Consider the following 16,250-nt stretch of genomic DNA (forward strand, 5'->3'; position numbering starts at 1 on the left):
AGGGGAGAGAATAAGCAGTGCTGATTGTAAAAGAGCCGATACGGCTGCAAAGCGCGGCTAATATGATTTCGGTGCAGAACGGCTTTGGCGAGCGTATACGGGACAATTACAGCCTGCTTTCCACTCAGTTTACACCCAAGGAGCTGCTGTTTTTGCTCAGCGGCACGCCGGAAGCGCCGGAGGAGCAGGGCGGCATGACTACGCTCGTGACGCAGAACAGCCTTTCAGTGCAAAACGGCATGACTGTCGAGCTGTTCACGCAAATCGTCAACCGCATCCTGCTGACCCAGCATACGCCCTTTACCTATCAGGACAGTGTGTATATCACCACGATGCTGCGCCGCGTCGGTATCACCGATGTTTGGCAGTTCATGCGGCAGGTGCGGCAGCTGTCCGAGCAAAGCGCGCATATCAGCAGCCTGTCAGCACTGTATCAGGCGTATCACAGCACGCTGCGGCAGGCCGCGCCGCAAAACAGTCCGCGGGCCAACGCACCGGCGGCGGACGCAGCGCAGGACGAACAGCCGTCCGCGCGTGAGCGGTATTTTCTGCACAGCGCGATCTACCGCCGCCTGCAAACCGCCGCGGTTTACCGCGAGGTGTCCGCGCTGCTGACGAGTACATCATCCGCCAGCCATGTGGTGGAGATGCGGGAGCTGGCGCTTGCCGAGCAGTACCGTGTCAGCGAGCTGCTGCGGCTGGCTGAGCTGCGCCAGCAGACGGTCGACCGCGGCCAATCCATGACCTTGCAGCATGTGTGCAATCATTATGAGCGGGGCGATTTGCTGCCCGCGCCGGAGGATGAGGAGCAGGTGTTCGCGCAGCTCGCGGCTGCCGTTCTGCTGAATACGGTGGACAAGGCGATGACGCTTGCTGTGCGGCGGAGCGTGCAGCACAGCGACTTCTGGTTAGACCTGCGGCAGGCCGTTCAGCAGTCGATCGACAATACGGTGTTCCGCTTTGAAAGCTGGCATGAGGGCGCGCGGCGGTATGACGGAGACACGCTGCTCGCGGATGAGAGCCGCAACAGCCTGTACCGTCAGGAGTACGCGCTGCTGCGGCAGCTGATCAAGCGGACGGACAAGCGGCAGAGTACCGCCGTGCAGCGCGGCGGAGACGAGATTGTGCGGCAAACGATGAACGCGCTGTCGCTTACGCTGGGGCAGACGGGGGATGAACGGCCGGAGGCCGAGACGCCCCCCGCGCACCTTGCCGAAACGCTGCGCGCGTTGCTCGCCATCGAGCGCATGGAGGATGCGCCGGTGCAGGTGCTGCACCGCACAGCCGGGCAGTTTGCGCAGCGGCTGGCTGTGTTGACGGGCAGCCTGTCCACCGGCAGCGGCGCACACCCCGCGACGGAAGCGCCGCAGGATGTGTCCCTGCTACTGCTGCATGACAGCGCGCAGACCGAGACCGAGCTGCTCCGCGCGGAGTTTGACCGACTGGATGAAACGACGCGCACGATGCTCGAGCGCAGCTATCAGCAAAAACGAAGGGAGCTGCTTGAGCACAGCGATACGGTCAGCGCGGAGGATATGCAGCGCATCCTGACCGAAACGCTGCATACGGCGGCGACCCGGCAGACCGCGCGTGAGCAGACCGAGCAGCGGCACGACGTCGAGCGCAGCAGTCTGCTTGACCGAAAAACACGCGAGGTGCTTGAGCGTATGCGCAGTCTGCGCGTTGTATACGGCAGCGAGCACACGGCCGAGCACAGCAGCGAGCAAACGCTGTATCATTCGGAGCAGACAGTCACGCAGGAGCAGCGGGAGGAGCGGCAGGTGCGGCAGGTGGATACCCAAACGCTGCGGGAGCAGCTTGACCTGATCGACCGGCACAACCGGGAGATGCTCGAGCGGGTGCAGCGCGCCTGTATCGAGCAAGTCCAAAACCAGAGCACGATGATACGGCGCGGTGATACGCGCCGCGTCATCGACGATGCGCTGCGCGCGATGGATGAACCGGAGCAGATGCTTCGGGATGTACTGGCACGGCCGGAGGAAAAGCGTGATGCGCTGGTGCTGTCGCCTGATGCGCGCACACTGCTGCAGCAGGCGGACGAGCCGACACGGCGGATGCTGGAAGCCGTCATGCGGTATCAGGCCGACCCCACAGTTGAGGCAGCGACCATACTGCATACGGTAAGTCCGGGGGCGTTCAACATGGATACGGCGAGCGCACGGGAGAAGGCTGCCGCTTCGTCCGGGCACCCGCCGCGCGGTCAAGACGCGCCGCAGGACGCGCTGATTCACGGCGCGGCGCGTGAGGTCATGCACCATGCGTCCGTGCGCCGCGCGGGCGATGCCGCAGAGCAGGGAATGGCGCGCACGCCGCCGCCGGTGCAGCTGACGCATAAGACCGCGGTGTCTGCCGTCTCCGAGGAGCTGATCGAGCAGATGGAGCAGCGCCGCGAAACGCTCCGCCGTATCGAACAGACGCAAAGCACCGAGCAGCACGAGCGGGTCGACCGGCGGGAGATCGACCAGACCGTGCACCAAACGATCGAGCGGACGGGCGAGGATGTGACCGAGCTGATCCAGCGCACACTGGCGCGGCAGCTTGGCGCGATCTCGGACAAGGTGTACAGCCAAATGGAAAAACGCCTTCGCCTGGAGCGTGCACGGCGCGGCAGATAAGGATGGAAAGGGGAAACCACGATGTCGATCGGCGGGCAGTTGCTCAGCAGCGTAACAGGAAACACCAGCAAGGCGTGTCTGGTCGTGCATGATGTGCGGGCACAGGGTACAGAACTGGAAAATACGCTGGAGGACACGGTGAGTGCGTTCAGCAATATATCCGGCGGCTTTGGGCAGGCTGGCGGGCAGATAGGCCCGATGACACAGCGCGCGGCGCAGCTGCACCAAAGCGTCCAAATGCTGAAAAGGACGCAGTCTGCGCTGCGGGGAGAAGCGGACTATGCTGCCGCAGTGTCCGGCGGTACAGGTGCGGATAAGATTTTTTTCGTGCAGTTTAACCCCGGCAGCCTGACGCTTTATTCCTCCAACCATATGCACAAGAAGAAGGATGTCAGCGGCAGTAATAACGACCAGAACACCGTCAGCGACACGGTCACACCGCCGTCGGTCGAATTGACAACCACGCTGCTCTTCGATAAGATGAATATTTACGATGCGTTTATGTTCGATAAGCTCACCGGCGTCAGCGCGACGACCGCGACAAATGCCGCCACAATGCTGCGCGGCGAGACTTTTACAGTGCAGCCCTATGTGGAAGGCCTGATCAGCGCCCTGCGAAATCCATATACTCGCGCGATGACGTTCCAATGGGCCAACTTTTCCTTTACGGGCATTTTGATCGGTGTGCAGGCGAAATACACGATGTTTTCGGTTTCTGGGCGGCCGGTCCGCGCGGAGCTCCAGCTGCGTCTGCGTCAGCGCATGAACAGCACGGATGTCAGCAAGTGGCATGCGGCGTTCCATGAGATGCTGCGTAAAAACGCCTCTATGGACGGCGCGGCGCAAAAGGTGAGCAGCCTGCTCAACCTGAGCTTGTGATGAAAGGGGTTTGTATATGTCTGCTTTGGAGCACCTGAAAGATATCGGCAGAAGTGTGGCCGGCTGTCCGCAGAAGGCCGTGCTGATTTTTGACAGCGCAGCGGGCGGTGGGACGCCCGGCGCAGCGAGCGGGGCGTCTGCTGCAAGCATGCTCGCGTCCACTGCACGGCGTTTGAATGCGGGCGTGCCGCAGAGCACAGCGCAGACGGGTACGGCGGTCAAGCCGTATCTGGAGGTGCAGTACAATCCGGCCTCGATCCGTTTTTCGGCCAACGCGGAAAGCGTCAACATGCGCAGCCTGCAGAACACGCTGCAAAGCGATGTGATCAACCAAACCTGCGTGCCGCCGTCGGTACAGATGTCGGTCGAGCTGATCTTCAACGATGTAAACGTCAAGGATTCGTTCATGGCGGATAAGTTCCGCGTTTCGGCCAATGATCTGGTGACAGACACGGCCTCCATCATCAACGCGCTCAAGGGTGGGTATTCCGTGCAGCCGCAGAGCAACGGCCTGCTCGCGGCGACGCTATGTGATTCCAACCGCTCAGTCACCTTTCAGTGGGCGGACACCTCTTTTTCCGGCGAGATCGTCGATGTGCAGGTGCGGTATACGATGTTCTCTCTGTCAGGCGAGCCGGTGCACAGCGTCGTTACGCTGTATATCGAGCAGCAGATCGAGGGCACAGCAGAGGACAAGCAGTGGAATCAGGCCAAATTTGATGCATGCTTCAGCGGCAAGCAGAGCAGAAGCATCGGGCAGACGGTAGGCAACCTTTTGAATATCACAGGCTTTTGATGGGCGGCAGTAAGGAGCGGTAGCATGTTTTTGTCGGGCGCGGCATCTATGCTGAGCGGCATGAGGAGAGGCATGGCAGGCGACAGCGCAAAGCTGACCTATGACAGTCTGAAAAAGACCTACAAGGAATTTGCCTCGCCGCAGGCCGCGGTTTTTTTCGGCGGCAGCGCGTTTGTCAACAAGGGCGATTTTGTCATTGACGATATCCATATCGAGCTGACAAGCGGCTTTGAGGCTTCGGTCGCGGTGTTTCGCATTTACCATGTGTATGACCAGACAGCTTCGGCCTTTCGATACGGCGAGCTCAAGGCACAGGTGTGCATGGGTAATACACTGGATATCGCGCTGGGATATTTGGGTGTGGGACAAACGGTGTTTCACGGCTTTATTGCGGGACTGGATTTCCATTATGACCAAACGAGCGTGCCGTACATTGAAGTGACCGGCATGGATATCAAGGGCATTATGATGGCAAACTGCTATGCGCAGCAGGTCGTGGCCGCGTCCTACGGCGCGGCGGTGCAGCAGATTCTTGCCCGCACTGTGTACGCCAGCCTGATGCAGGGTATGAGGCTGCAGCTGACGCCCACGCCGGATGCTCCCGGTATGGAGGGCGGATTGCCCGGTGCGGCACGAGGCGGCGCGGGTGCGGCCGCGTCGGCCGGCACGATAGAAATGGTTTCCGAGAGCGATTATGAGTTTGTCGTAAAAGCGGCCAAACGCTTTAATTACGAGTTTTTTTCCGACAAGCATACGATTTATTTCCGCCCGGCCAAGTCGGACACCGCGCCGCAGGCCGCGCTTTCAGTCGGCGGCGGCATCCTTGATTTCCATATCGGTTACAGCGTGACCGGACTGGTGGGCGCGGTTGAGACGCGCGCGGTGGACGCGGGTACGGGCAAGCTGATCAAAAGCGAAAAGAAGCTGGCGCAGGATGCCGCGATCGACAGCAAGGCGCGCGCGCTGGTCAATGCGGCGCAAAAGGTATATATCGACCCCTCGATCACCTCGCAGCAGGACGCGGATGCGCGTGCCTCGTCGCTTTATGAGCAGATGCGCTACCGTCTCGGCTCGTTTGAGGCGACCTGCGTCGGTATCCCCGACCTGTCCCCGGGCCGATTTTTGATGGTCAGCGGCTTGGGCGCACCGGCGGACAACAGCTTTTATATCACGTCGGTGACGCATCGGCTCAGCAGTGAGCTGGGCTTTCGCACCGAGCTAACCGGCAAGGCGGCGACACTCGGCGGCACAGCCGCGGCAAGACCGGGCATCGGAGGATTGTAATGAGCTTATACGACATTATCGACGATATTTCGCAAAAGCAGGTCAGCAAGACCGAAACCGGCGATGAGCGCATTTTCGGCGTGGTGATTGGCACTGTGACGCGCAATTATGAGCAAAGCATGGGGGGCCGCATTTGCGTCAGCATACCGACGCGGGATGAGAGCGCCAATGAACTGCGCTGGGCGCGTCTCGTTCAGCCCTCCTCAGGCAAGGAATGGGGGCATTATTTTCTGCCCGAGGTCGGTGATCAGGTGCTGCTTGCCTTTGAAAACGGCAATATTGAAAAGCCGTACGTGCTGGGCGGCGTGCCGCTGGATAATAATAAGTTCCTGACCGGCTCGGTCGACCGGGATAATAAGATCAAGCGTATCGTCACCAAGCACGGCAGCACGATCGTGTTTGAGGACAACGCTGCCGACGAGCAGGGCGGGCAGGATAAAATCATCATCCAGACCGCCGGGGCAGAGTTGACGCTGGAAATGGACAACGGCGGCGACAAGATCAGGCTGCGGGACAAAAAGGGCAATAACACGATCGAGCTTTCCACCGTGGAGGAGCAGGGCAGCCTGACCATCAAAACCGAGTCTCGGCTGACAATCAAGGTGGGCGATACGATAAAGCTGACGATGTCGGGCGAGAGCGGAGCGGTCAAGCTGTCGGCGAGCGAGTTTACAGTCGAGACAAGCAAATCGGCGGCGGTGAAAACAGACGGCATGCTCAAGCTGGAGGGGAGCACGGTCACGGAGAAGGCTTCCTCCGTATTGAAGCTGGAGAGCAGCGGCGCTGTCACGGTGGCGGGCAGTCCGGTCAAGATCGGCTGAGGAGCGAGGTTTGGAGGGCAAGCGGCATGGACAATCAGCGTTTTTTGGGCAGCGGGATGAAATTTCCGCCGCAGATCAATAAGAGCACCGGGCGGTTTGCGCTGTCTGACGGCGCGCAGAGCGTAAAGGAATCGGTCTACCTCATCCTGATGACCCACCGGGGAGAGCGGTGGCTTGAGCCGATGTTCGGCGCGCATCTGCTTGACTACGCTTTTATGGATACATCGCCCACCATGCTCGGGCTGATGAAAAACGATCTCATCAGCGTAATTTTGGAGCAGGAGCCACGCATATCCGACGTCAATATCGACATAGATCCTCATGTGCGGGACGGATGCCTGCTGATCCATATCAGCTATGTGATCGCGCAGACCAACACAAGGGATAATCTGGTATTCCCTTTTTATCTGAATGTACAGCCGGAGGAAGCGGACAATGAGCAGCTTTGAGGAATATCGGATCGATCCACGCACAGAGAGTGACCTGCGCGCGCAGATGGCCGAGCTGGCGCACTCCTACACGCCCGAGTGGGCGTTTGACCCGGACAAGCCGGATATCGGCTCGGTGATCGGGCTGTTGTTTGCCTCCCAGTTGGCTGGCAATATCCGCCGGCTCAATCAGGTGGTGGACAAATATCATACTGAGTTCATCAATCTGCTCGACCTGTCGCTCAAAGCGGCGCTCCCGGCGGCTGGCGTTGCGGTGTTCGATATGATACCGGATACGGTCGCGGGCGTCCATATACCGCGCGGCGTTAAATTGCTCGCGCAGGGTGAGGGAGACGCGCGCGTTGTGTTTGAAACGCAGCAGGATGTGTTCGTTACCAGCGCGCGGCTGACCGATTTGGTAGGCGTGTCAGGCCCATGCGGCAGCATCCACCCGATACGGGGAGACTGGCGCAAGGAGCCGCTTCTGCCAAGGCGGCTGAGCGCGGCGGACGGCATCAAAGAAGACGCATCGGCGGCGGACGGCGGAACGGACGAGGCGAAGTCGGAGTTTCCCATCGCCTTATTTGACTATACGGGGGAGAACATCGCGCGCGGCGCGCTGCTGCTGTATCACAGCAGCCTATTCGACACGGCGCCGGGTGTTTCCGTGCTGGTTTACGCCAAGGAGGCGGTCACGGGTGAAAGCATGGCGGCGGCGCTGTGCGACGCAGACAGCTACCGGTGGAGCTATCTTTCTCCCGAGGGGCTGACGCCGATCGCGGCCAAGGCCGGCGCGGACGGCAGTGTGGTGCTGGAAAAGGGCGGCGACAACCGCCATCTTCTGATAGATGGCACGGAATACGCCGTGCTTTGTGTGGAAACGGTCGGTATGCCGCCGCATACGGTCGATTTGCGCTCGATCGAGGTCAGCTCCTCCTGCGCGCCGACCGCGCCCGACTGCGTCATTCATAATGATGAGCAGCTGGACAGCCGAAGCTGCCTGCCCTTTGGCGCGACAGCTTCGATCTTCGATGAATGCTATATCGGGCATGACCGCATCTTCCGGCAGCAGGGGGCGGAGATCGAGCTGACCTTTCACTTGGAATACGAGGACAAGCTGGTCGATCTGCTTCCCCAGCAGGTGCAGGAGGAGCTGAAGATCATCAAGCGCCGCCCGCGCCCAGCCCAGCTTGGGCGGGCGGAGACCTGTGTGCAGCGCATGGCGCTCGAGTATTTCAACGGCCGCGGTTGGTACCGCTTGCCTTGTGACAGCGACTGGCAGACACTGTTTGACAGCACGCACGCGGGCGAGGTGTCCATTCGCTTTCAATGCCCGGAGGACTGGCGGGAGAGCGTGATGGGCGGTGTGGAGGGGCGCATGATACGCTTACGCGTGATGCAGGCGGACAACTGCTTTTTGCAGCCTTGCCTGCACCGGATGCCGCGGCTGCGCGATATGCGTCTGCGCTACCGCTATGTGGGTTTTCGGCGGCTGCCGCAGCGGATTGAGCGTATTTGCGGCACGGTGCGCGAGGATATCACTGCGGCTGTGCAGCAAAGGCAGCCGTTTACCGCGTTTGCGCCGCTGCCATACCCGGAAAACGCGCTGCTGCTTGGCTTTGACCGCCCGTTTGACGGCGCGCCGGTCAGCCTGTTTTTTGATATTGAGGAGAATATCCATTTTGCGCGTGCGCCGCTCCAGTTTTACTATTCCGCTGCGGGTGGTTTCAAGCGCTTGCGCATTGTCGATGGTACGCACGGTATGCGGCAGTCCGGCACGGTACTGTTTGACCCGCCGGAGGATTTTGCGCCATTCCCCGTGGAGGGACGGCGGCGGTACTGGCTGCGCCTCACCGATGAGGCTGGGGCGTTTGACCGGCAGGCGTGCTGTCATGCCGTGATACGCAGCATTCTGCTCAACGCGATCGAGATAAAAAACATCGAAACACTGCCCGAAAAGCAGTTGTATATTGAAGCGGCGGTGCCCAACATGGCTTTCCCGCTGGATACGGACAATATCCTGTCCGCCGAGGTGTTCGTCAACGAATACGGCGCGCTGACACAGGGAGAGATGCAGTCCATGCTGGCCGGGGAACCGGATAATGTGCGCGCTGAATACAATCTGCTGGGCGAGATCAGCGCGTTTTTCGTCCGCTGGACAGAGGTGGACAGCTTTGACCGCTCCGCGCCGGGCGAGCGGCACTATGTGATCGACCGTATGTTGAGCCTACTGCGCTTTGGAGATGGTGTGAACGTCAAGATCCCGCGGGCGCAGCATGGCGTGGCGGTCACGGTGCGCGTACAGCGCTGCGAGGGAGTAGGCGGCAATCTGCCGGCGGGCACGGTCAGCAGTCCGTACCGCAATATGATGTATATCGACCGTGTGTATACACCGGTCGCAACCACCGCGGGCAGCAGCCTCGAAACGGTCGAGCGAGCGCGCCTGCGCGGCACCAACCTGATAAGCGGACAGGATCGGCTGGTCAGTCTGTCGGACTTCAAGCGAGCTGTACAGTCCTATTCCTCGGCCATTGAGAAGGTGCGGTGTATTCCGGGGCGTGCGCCTGACGGCAGAAAGGATGCGCGTTTGATTTCAATTGCTGTGATGATGCGCGACTATCAGCAAGGCTCCTATTCCTTTCATCATATGAAAAAAACGCTCAGCGCCTATCTGCTCTCCCACTGTGAAGCGACCGTGTCGCCGGACGACCTGTATCTGACAGAGCCGTCCTACATTACGCTTTCGGTCGATGTCTGGGCGGAAACCGCCCAGACTGATCTGGCGTTTCAGGTGCAAAACGCGCTGACAGCGCGCATTACAGCCTTTCTCGACCCGCTGGGGAGCGGCAGCGGCAAGGGCTGGGAGATCGGCTCGTTGCCCGATGAAAGGCAGATCGGCATGATGCTGCGCACGGCGGAGGTCAACGCGCTCGTGCGGCGGTTTGCCGTCCATGCGCGCCGCGTCGAGCCGGACGGTGTGCATGAGTGCAGCCTGTCCGAGCTGCCGCGGTCGCCCTTTATGATCGGCGTTAACGGCATCCATCGCGTGCATATCGTCCACGCCGGGTAAGGCGGCGCACGAACGGAGGTAACCATGCTACATAGTATCAAGCTCAACGATCAGGAATATGATGAATTGCTGACGGAAGCGCTGTCGCGCATCCCGCTGTATACCAATGAGTGGACAAATTTCAATGTGTCCGACCCCGGCATCACGATGCTGCAAAACCTTTCGTCGTTCTCCCTTTTGCAGCAGAGCCTGATTGATGAAGTGACCGACGAGCTACGCCTGAAGCTGCTCAAGCTGCTGGGCATCACCCCCATGCCGGTGCGGGCGGCAAGGCTGCTCGTCGCGCCGGAGCAGGCGGCGGTGCGTGTGCTTGCTATGCACGAGGCGCTCATGCTGGGCGATCTGCGCTTTGAAACGCGCGCGCCGACTGTGCTGCTTCCGTGGTCGATCGCGGGCGTTTACGCGGCGATAGGCGGCACGATGCGCGAGCTGACCGATCCGCTGCGCTATGCGCAGCACACCTCCGTGCAGGTGTTCGGCGCGGCGCCGCGTGCGGGGGATGCGCTGCTCTGTCTGCTGGAAGGCCCGCTCGAAGCGCGGATGACACTGCATTTTTATGTCGGGATCGACAATGAAAGCAGGCGCAATCCGTTTGAGCAAGCGGACGAGCCGGTGTTTGCCAAGCTCAGGTGGCAATATTTCACGGCGGACGGCTGGGCGGACGCCGCTTGCGCCGATCAAACGCACGGCTTTCTGACCAGCGGCGGCATCCGCCTTACCTTGGGTGCGGCCGAGCCGGCCGTCTGCACAGAACTGCCTCAGCCCGGCATGGCGGTGCGCTGCCTGCTCGAATACGCCGATTATGATGTCGCGCCGCGCATCTGTGCGCTGAGCGGCGGCTTGTTCGAGGTCGAGCAGCGCAGCACCTGCGCGGCATCGTTTCTGCTGCCCGGCAGCGGGGTTGTGCGCATTCAAAGCGCGATGACACGCTACGAGAACCTGTTTGTATTTTGCCGCGAGGCTGCGGACGGGTGGTACTTCCGTTATGAGGCTGACCGAGGACAGGGCGAGGGACGCTTTTACCGGCGAGAGGATCGACCGGACGGCACGGTTGAGCTGGGTTTTGACAAGGCGCGCTTCGGCTTTGCGCCGGACGGAGGGGACGAAGCGGTCTGCGCGGTCTGTTACGATGCAGAAACACTGAACCACTATTGGATCGGCACGGCATATGGATATGAGGATCAGGTGCTTGACCTGACCGGCATGGCGTTGGTGCTGCCCGAGGATTTCAGTGTGTTGGCCGAGCTGACGCTGCCGGACGGGCAGACAGCCTATCGTCGGATCAGGCCAAACGACCGGCGGGAGGACAGCCTGCAATATGAGGTGTTGGCCGCCGAGGGCGCGATACACATCGTGCACAACGGCCTGGGCAGCGCGGCGCGCCTGCTTTTGTGCGATTGCGCGGTCACGGCGGGCGCAGCCGGCAATGTGCGTGCCGGCGCGCGGCTGAGCGCGGCGCCCGACCCGTATTTTCCCGAGGAGGCCCGCGGTCCGTTTTATACAGCACCGGGCTGCGGACACGGTGGCCGAACGGCGGAAACGATCGAGCAAATGCGGCGCCGCTTCATCCGTATGCTGCACAGCCGTGTCTCGGCAGTCAGTGAGCGCGACTATGAACAGGCCGTGCGCACGACGCCGGGGCTGTGCATCCACAAGGTGCGCGCCGTGGCGGATGAGCAAAATAATGTTGCAAGGATCGCCGTGAAGTGCTATACTGATACGGATAAGCAAGGTCTTCCAAATGGTTATTTTGCACAAATTATGCGGCGTATGAATGCTTTTCGAATGATCTCCACACGCATTGAGCTGCGCGCGCCGCAGTATGTGCCGATTGACGTGGCGGCCGTCATCCATGTGCGGAACTACTATGATAACGCCCGGACGGAGATCGAGCGGCTGCTGCGCAGCGAGCTAGATTATGTGTCGGACGAGCACAGCTTTGGCGAGGTTGTGCACTTTACCGAACTGTATCAGAAAATAGAGCGGTTGGAGTGCGTCGACAGTATTTATTCGCTGACGATGCTGCCAAGGCCGGGAACGGATACAGTGATGCGAGGCTCGGATATCCTGCTGGGAGAAAGCTGTTTGTGCCACTTGGGTACACTTTCGCTCGAACTGAACAGGGCGTTGCCGCGATGAATGGCAGGCAGGGGAAAAGGTCATGGAAAAACTGCTGAAAAAATATAATCTGGGCAGCAGCCGCCTGCGGAGTGGCTGCCTGTACGGCATGGAGGCGGACGAATGCGGCGGCGTACATACCATGCCGGAGGAGAGCTATCATGCGATGTTTCTGACGGCACTGGACTCCGGCAAGCCGGACTGCGAGTGGGGACGATTCGTGCTTGAGGCCGCGCTGCCGCGTGACATGGTGATCGTGATCCACGCGCTGGCATCGGATGAGAGCCGCATCTTGCGCGACGGGGAGACCATCGAGACCGATGTCTTCCTCCGCCAGCCGGAGGAGGGTGCAAAGCGCAAAATGCGGCTGTTCGAGCTTTCAGACTCCATCCGTCAAATCGGTGCGACCGATATCCTGCTCTACGGGCAGCGCGGCCGCTACCTGTGGCTGTGCGTTGAGCTGATTGGTGTGGGCAGCGCCACCCTGCGCGGGCTGCGCGTATATACGCCGGGCGATAATTTTTTTCAGACCTTTCCCGAGGTTTATCGGCGTAACGGCGCGTTTCTGCATCGGTATTTGTCGGTGTTTTCCGCGCTGTACAATGATTTACAGGAGGAGATAGACGGTCTGCCCGCGCTGTTTGATCCGGACACGGCACCGCGCGCGCTGCTGCCCGTTTTTGCCCAGTGGCTGGGTTTGGAGCTGGACGGCGACTTTCTGAGCGAAAAACAGTGCCGGAAGCTGCTACGATCAGGCTTTCGCCTGTTGTCCCGCAAGGGAACGAGGGCGGCGATCGAGGAGATCGTGCACCTGCTGGTCGATGAGCCGGTCTATATCCTTGAGCGCACGGGCGCGGAGGGACGGCGCGCGTTTGGCGGGGGCGATGATCCGTTCGCCTTTACCGTGCTGCTCGCGTGCCGCTCGGATGAGCAGCTGCACGCTAAGCTGCTGTACTTAATTGATCAGTTTCGGCCGATCCGCACGCAGGTGAGCATCATTTTTCTGGGAGACTGCGTCAGTATGGATGACCACTGCTATATGGACATCAACGCCATGCTGGTGCAAAGCGTGAGCGGCAGCTTAAACAGCGGCGCGGCGCTGAACGGCTTGACTTACCTACAATAAATACACAAAGGAGACAACATGATGACGATTCAAACAAAGCAGGATGGCGCAACGCTCACCCTTGCCATTGAAGGGCGCGTGGACACGATGACAAGTCCGCAGCTGCAGCAGGCCGTGCTGCAAGCGTTCCAAAGTGCAGGCAAGGTCGTGCTGGATTTTGCCAAGGTGCCATATATCAGCAGCGCGGGTTTGCGGGTGCTGCTCATCGGCCAAAAGACTGCGCAGTCCAAGAACGGCTCTATGGTGCTTACAAATGTGGGCGAAACGGTACAGAACGTACTGGATACGGTCGGCTTTAGCTCGGTTATGACAATTGAGTGAGGAAAAGGCGGGAAAGGGTAGATTTTGCGGCTCTTTTTCGCTTTTTTTGGGCAAGCGGAGGAGCAGAAGGACGGGGAGCGTGCGCTCTCCCGCGCATAGCCGTGGCAGGCAGCTGCCTGACGCGGGGATGATATGTTAGGCATGTGTAATGCGTGCCGAAACGGCGCAGATGCTGTACCGGCTGGACAGTTTTCATACAAGGCAGGAGGTAAGCAAATGAAAGAATTGGTCGTTCCCGCCAAGCCGGAGCATTTTGACGAGGTGCTCGCCTTTGTTGACGGCGAGCTAACGCGCATCGGCTGTGAAGCGTGCGCACAGTGCGAAATATTGGTCGCGGTTGAGGAGATATTCGTCAATATTTTCAGCTATGCCTACCCGCCTAAAGAGGGGGACGCGACGATTCGCATGGAGATCGCCGGCAACCCTGCAGTGGTGCGGATCGACCTGATTGACCAGGGAAAGCCGTATGATCCGCTGCAGCGCGAGGATCCGGATATCACGCTTTCGGCAGAGGAGCGCAAAATTGGCGGACTGGGTATCTATATGGTCAAGCAGTCGATGGATAACGTGACCTATCGCTATGAAAACGGCAGCAATATCCTGACGCTCTATAAAACGGTTGGAAAGGTGGAGCAGCATGAAGCATAAGGGCGGGGCAAGCACGATACGCGCCAAAATATCCCGCATCGTGCTTGGCGTATCCATGCTGGCGCTTTTGCTGAGCGCTGCGGTTTCATTGATCGGTATTCAGTCCGCCAAGCGTAAGATGCTCGACAGCAGCGAGGCACTGGGCAGCACGGCGGCGGCTGACAGCGAGCAGGCGCTGATCGCGCAGGCAAAAGAAAATCTGATCGTGCAGGCTATGGAAAAGGCCGACCTGACCGAGCAGCGCTTGCTCCGCATCAAGGCACAGGTCAGCCTGATGGCCGCGTACATAGCGCCGCTCTATGAGCAGACGGTCGTCATTTCGGACAGTCGTCCGCAACGGGATGGAGACTGGGTGATGCAGTACGCCAATGTGAATACGCTGGCGGACGAGCAGGTGCAGCAGGAGATAGCACGCACCAAAAACGCATTTTATGTGCTGCAGCCGCTGTGCAGGCAGAATGAACAGGATATTTCGTCGGTCTATTTTGCATCAGCAAGCGGCTTCATGCTTTCGTATGACCCGAAATCTGAGGACAATGCCGCATCTCTTTTTCAGGACGATCACTTTGACCCGCGTGACCGCGATTGGTATACCAATGCGGTCGAGACCGGGGAAGCGGTGTTTACAAAGACTTATCTGGATGTGTTCAGCAGGCTGATGGTCACCTGCTCCACGCCCGTATATGCTGCGGACGGCAGCGTCGAGGGCGTGTTTGGCATGGATATTTTGATCGAGGACATCAACGCTTCGATCGTGGGCAGCTCGGTCGGTGAGAATGGCTATGCTTTTCTGTTCAATAATGACGGAGAGGTGATATCCTCTCCAAAGCTCACGATCGGGAGCGACGGCAAGTACCACACCACGCTGCTGCGCGATGAGCCGGGCTTTGCGCAGATCGCGGACGCGATGGTAGCGGGTGAGAGCGGCTTTCACGAAACAGTGGGGGAGGAGCTGTTTGTCGCCTATGCACGGGTGCGCTCGACGCATTGGGGGCTGGGGATCGTGCTGCCGCGCGATGAGGTGGTAGCGCCGGCCGTGGCGACGCGCGACCATATCATCAGCCAGACCAATAAAGCGACGGATGAGATCAGCAGCATGATCGCCATGATGCTGCTGCTTGTCGCTGTGGCGATCGTGGTCATCATCGTGATCGTCACGTTGACGACCGAAGTACTCTCCCGCCGGATCACCGAGCCGATATTGACGTTGACCGACGGCGCCAAGATCATCGGCTCGGGTGACCTTGATTACACGGTGTCCATGCATACAGGGGATGAGCTGGAGCTGTTGGGAGACACCCTTAACCACATGACGGTGTCGCTCAAGGAGTATATGAACAATCTGGCCGCGATCACAGCTGACCGCGAACGCATTGCGGCCGAGCTGGGCGTTGCCACAACGATACAGGCCTCCATGCTGCCGTGCATTTTTCCGGCGTTCCCCGGGCGGAAGGAGTTCAATATCTTTGCCAATATGCACCCGGCCAAGGAGGTCGGCGGCGATTTCTATGATTTCTTCCTGACCGATCCCGACCACCTGTGGGTTGTGATCGCCGATGTATCGGGCAAGGGCGTGCCGGCGGCGCTTTTCATGGTAATCACCAAAACACTGCTGAAAAACTATGCCGCATTTCATGCCCGGCCGGGCGAAGTGCTGACGCTGGTCAACACGCAGCTGTGCGAAAACAACGACGCGGGCATGTTTGTTACCGCTTTTATGGGTGTTTTGGAGATATCGACAGGCAAGTTCACCTTTTCAAACGCCGGACACAACGCGCCGCTGCTTTATCATGGCGGCGCCTATGCGTGGCTGAAAACCACGCCCGGCTTTGTGCTCGCCGGTCTGGACGGCATAACATTCAGCGATCATGAGATCGTTTTGAGCAAGGGAGACCGGCTGTTCCTTTACACAGACGGCGTGACCGAGGCGCTCGACCCGCATGAGGAGCTTTACGGCGACGACCGGCTGCTGCACATGCTCAATACGGAGGCGGTCAAAAAGCTCCCGATCGACCAGACGGTGCGGGCGGTGGAAGAGGATATCCGGCGCTTTGCCGACGGCGCGGAGCAAGCGGACGATATCACAATGCTGACCTTGGAGATATGCTGAGGAGGAGATAGAG

The 16,250-nt window shown here is 59.7% G+C and carries 12 protein-coding genes; all 12 read left to right on the forward strand.

What is annotated here, in order from left to right:
- Positions 1–17: 17 nt before the first annotated feature.
- The 12 genes from MR935_RS03030 to MR935_RS03085 all read left to right on the forward strand — a co-directional run bounded on the left by MR935_RS03030 (position 18) and on the right by MR935_RS03085 (position 16,237).
- Positions 18–2,636 (forward strand): hypothetical protein, encoded by a 2,619-nt coding sequence (locus tag MR935_RS03030; RefSeq protein WP_290570927.1) that lies wholly within the window; start codon positions 18–20, stop codon positions 2,634–2,636.
- Positions 2,637–2,657: 21 nt separating this feature from the next.
- A complete protein-coding gene (locus tag MR935_RS03035) occupies positions 2,658–3,515 on the forward strand; it encodes a CIS tube protein (RefSeq protein ID WP_290570929.1) in 858 nt (285 codons plus the stop codon).
- 16 nt (positions 3,516–3,531) lie between these two features.
- A complete protein-coding gene (locus MR935_RS03040) occupies positions 3,532–4,311 on the forward strand; it encodes a CIS tube protein (protein ID WP_290570930.1) in 780 nt (259 codons plus the stop codon).
- A 24-nt stretch (positions 4,312–4,335) separates the two neighbouring features.
- A complete protein-coding gene (locus MR935_RS03045) occupies positions 4,336–5,595 on the forward strand; it encodes a phage late control D family protein (RefSeq protein WP_290570931.1) in 1,260 nt (419 codons plus the stop codon).
- Complete coding sequence (locus MR935_RS03050) at positions 5,595–6,416, forward strand: phage baseplate assembly protein V (RefSeq protein ID WP_290570933.1); 822 nt, start codon at positions 5,595–5,597, stop codon at positions 6,414–6,416. The genes MR935_RS03045 and MR935_RS03050 overlap by 1 nt, the downstream gene beginning before the upstream one ends.
- 26 nt (positions 6,417–6,442) lie before the next feature.
- Entirely contained in the window at positions 6,443–6,865 is a 423-nt protein-coding gene (locus tag MR935_RS03055; RefSeq protein WP_290570934.1) for a GPW/gp25 family protein, read from the forward strand.
- Entirely contained in the window at positions 6,852–9,914 is a 3,063-nt protein-coding gene (locus MR935_RS03060; RefSeq protein ID WP_290570936.1) for a hypothetical protein, read from the forward strand. Before MR935_RS03055 ends, MR935_RS03060 begins: the two co-directional genes overlap by 14 nt.
- Positions 9,915–9,938: 24 nt before the next feature.
- Positions 9,939–12,053 (forward strand): baseplate J/gp47 family protein, encoded by a 2,115-nt coding sequence (locus tag MR935_RS03065; protein WP_290570938.1) that lies wholly within the window; start codon positions 9,939–9,941, stop codon positions 12,051–12,053.
- A gap of 22 nt (positions 12,054–12,075) precedes the next feature.
- On the forward strand, positions 12,076–13,158 hold the full coding sequence (locus MR935_RS03070) for a phage tail protein (RefSeq protein WP_290570940.1): 1,083 nt from the start codon (positions 12,076–12,078) through the stop codon (positions 13,156–13,158).
- A gap of 21 nt (positions 13,159–13,179) precedes the next feature.
- Positions 13,180–13,479: an STAS domain-containing protein gene (locus MR935_RS03075; protein ID WP_290570941.1), complete on the forward strand. Its 300-nt coding sequence runs from the start codon at positions 13,180–13,182 to the stop codon at positions 13,477–13,479.
- A 216-nt stretch (positions 13,480–13,695) separates the two neighbouring features.
- On the forward strand, positions 13,696–14,127 hold the full coding sequence (locus MR935_RS03080) for an ATP-binding protein (RefSeq protein ID WP_290570943.1): 432 nt from the start codon (positions 13,696–13,698) through the stop codon (positions 14,125–14,127).
- The gene (locus MR935_RS03085) at positions 14,117–16,237 is read left to right on the forward strand and encodes a SpoIIE family protein phosphatase (protein WP_290570945.1); all 2,121 of its coding nucleotides are present in this window, start codon (positions 14,117–14,119) and stop codon (positions 16,235–16,237) included. The genes MR935_RS03080 and MR935_RS03085 overlap by 11 nt, the downstream gene beginning before the upstream one ends.
- The last annotated feature ends 13 nt before the right edge of the window (positions 16,238–16,250 follow it).

The sequence above is a fragment of the Agathobaculum sp. genome, assembly GCF_022775115.1.
Classification (GTDB): domain Bacteria; phylum Bacillota; class Clostridia; order Oscillospirales; family Butyricicoccaceae; genus Agathobaculum.

What these genes read in the sequence shown, in the direction of transcription:
- MR935_RS03035 (WP_290570929.1), top strand. Translation starts at nt 2,658, where the DNA reads ATGTCGATCGGCGGGCAGTTGCTCAGCAGCGTAACAGGAAACACCAGC.
- MR935_RS03040 (WP_290570930.1), top strand. Translation starts at nt 3,532, where the DNA reads ATGTCTGCTTTGGAGCACCTGAAAGATATCGGCAGAAGTGTGGCCGGC.
- MR935_RS03045 (WP_290570931.1), top strand. Translation starts at nt 4,336, where the DNA reads ATGTTTTTGTCGGGCGCGGCATCTATGCTGAGCGGCATGAGGAGAGGC.
- MR935_RS03050 (WP_290570933.1), top strand. Translation starts at nt 5,595, where the DNA reads ATGAGCTTATACGACATTATCGACGATATTTCGCAAAAGCAGGTCAGC.
- MR935_RS03055 (WP_290570934.1), top strand. Translation starts at nt 6,443, where the DNA reads ATGGACAATCAGCGTTTTTTGGGCAGCGGGATGAAATTTCCGCCGCAG.
- MR935_RS03060 (WP_290570936.1), top strand. Translation starts at nt 6,852, where the DNA reads ATGAGCAGCTTTGAGGAATATCGGATCGATCCACGCACAGAGAGTGAC.
- MR935_RS03065 (WP_290570938.1), top strand. Translation starts at nt 9,939, where the DNA reads ATGCTACATAGTATCAAGCTCAACGATCAGGAATATGATGAATTGCTG.
- MR935_RS03070 (WP_290570940.1), top strand. Translation starts at nt 12,076, where the DNA reads ATGGAAAAACTGCTGAAAAAATATAATCTGGGCAGCAGCCGCCTGCGG.
- MR935_RS03075 (WP_290570941.1), top strand. Translation starts at nt 13,180, where the DNA reads ATGACGATTCAAACAAAGCAGGATGGCGCAACGCTCACCCTTGCCATT.
- MR935_RS03080 (WP_290570943.1), top strand. Translation starts at nt 13,696, where the DNA reads ATGAAAGAATTGGTCGTTCCCGCCAAGCCGGAGCATTTTGACGAGGTG.
- MR935_RS03085 (WP_290570945.1), top strand. Translation starts at nt 14,117, where the DNA reads ATGAAGCATAAGGGCGGGGCAAGCACGATACGCGCCAAAATATCCCGC.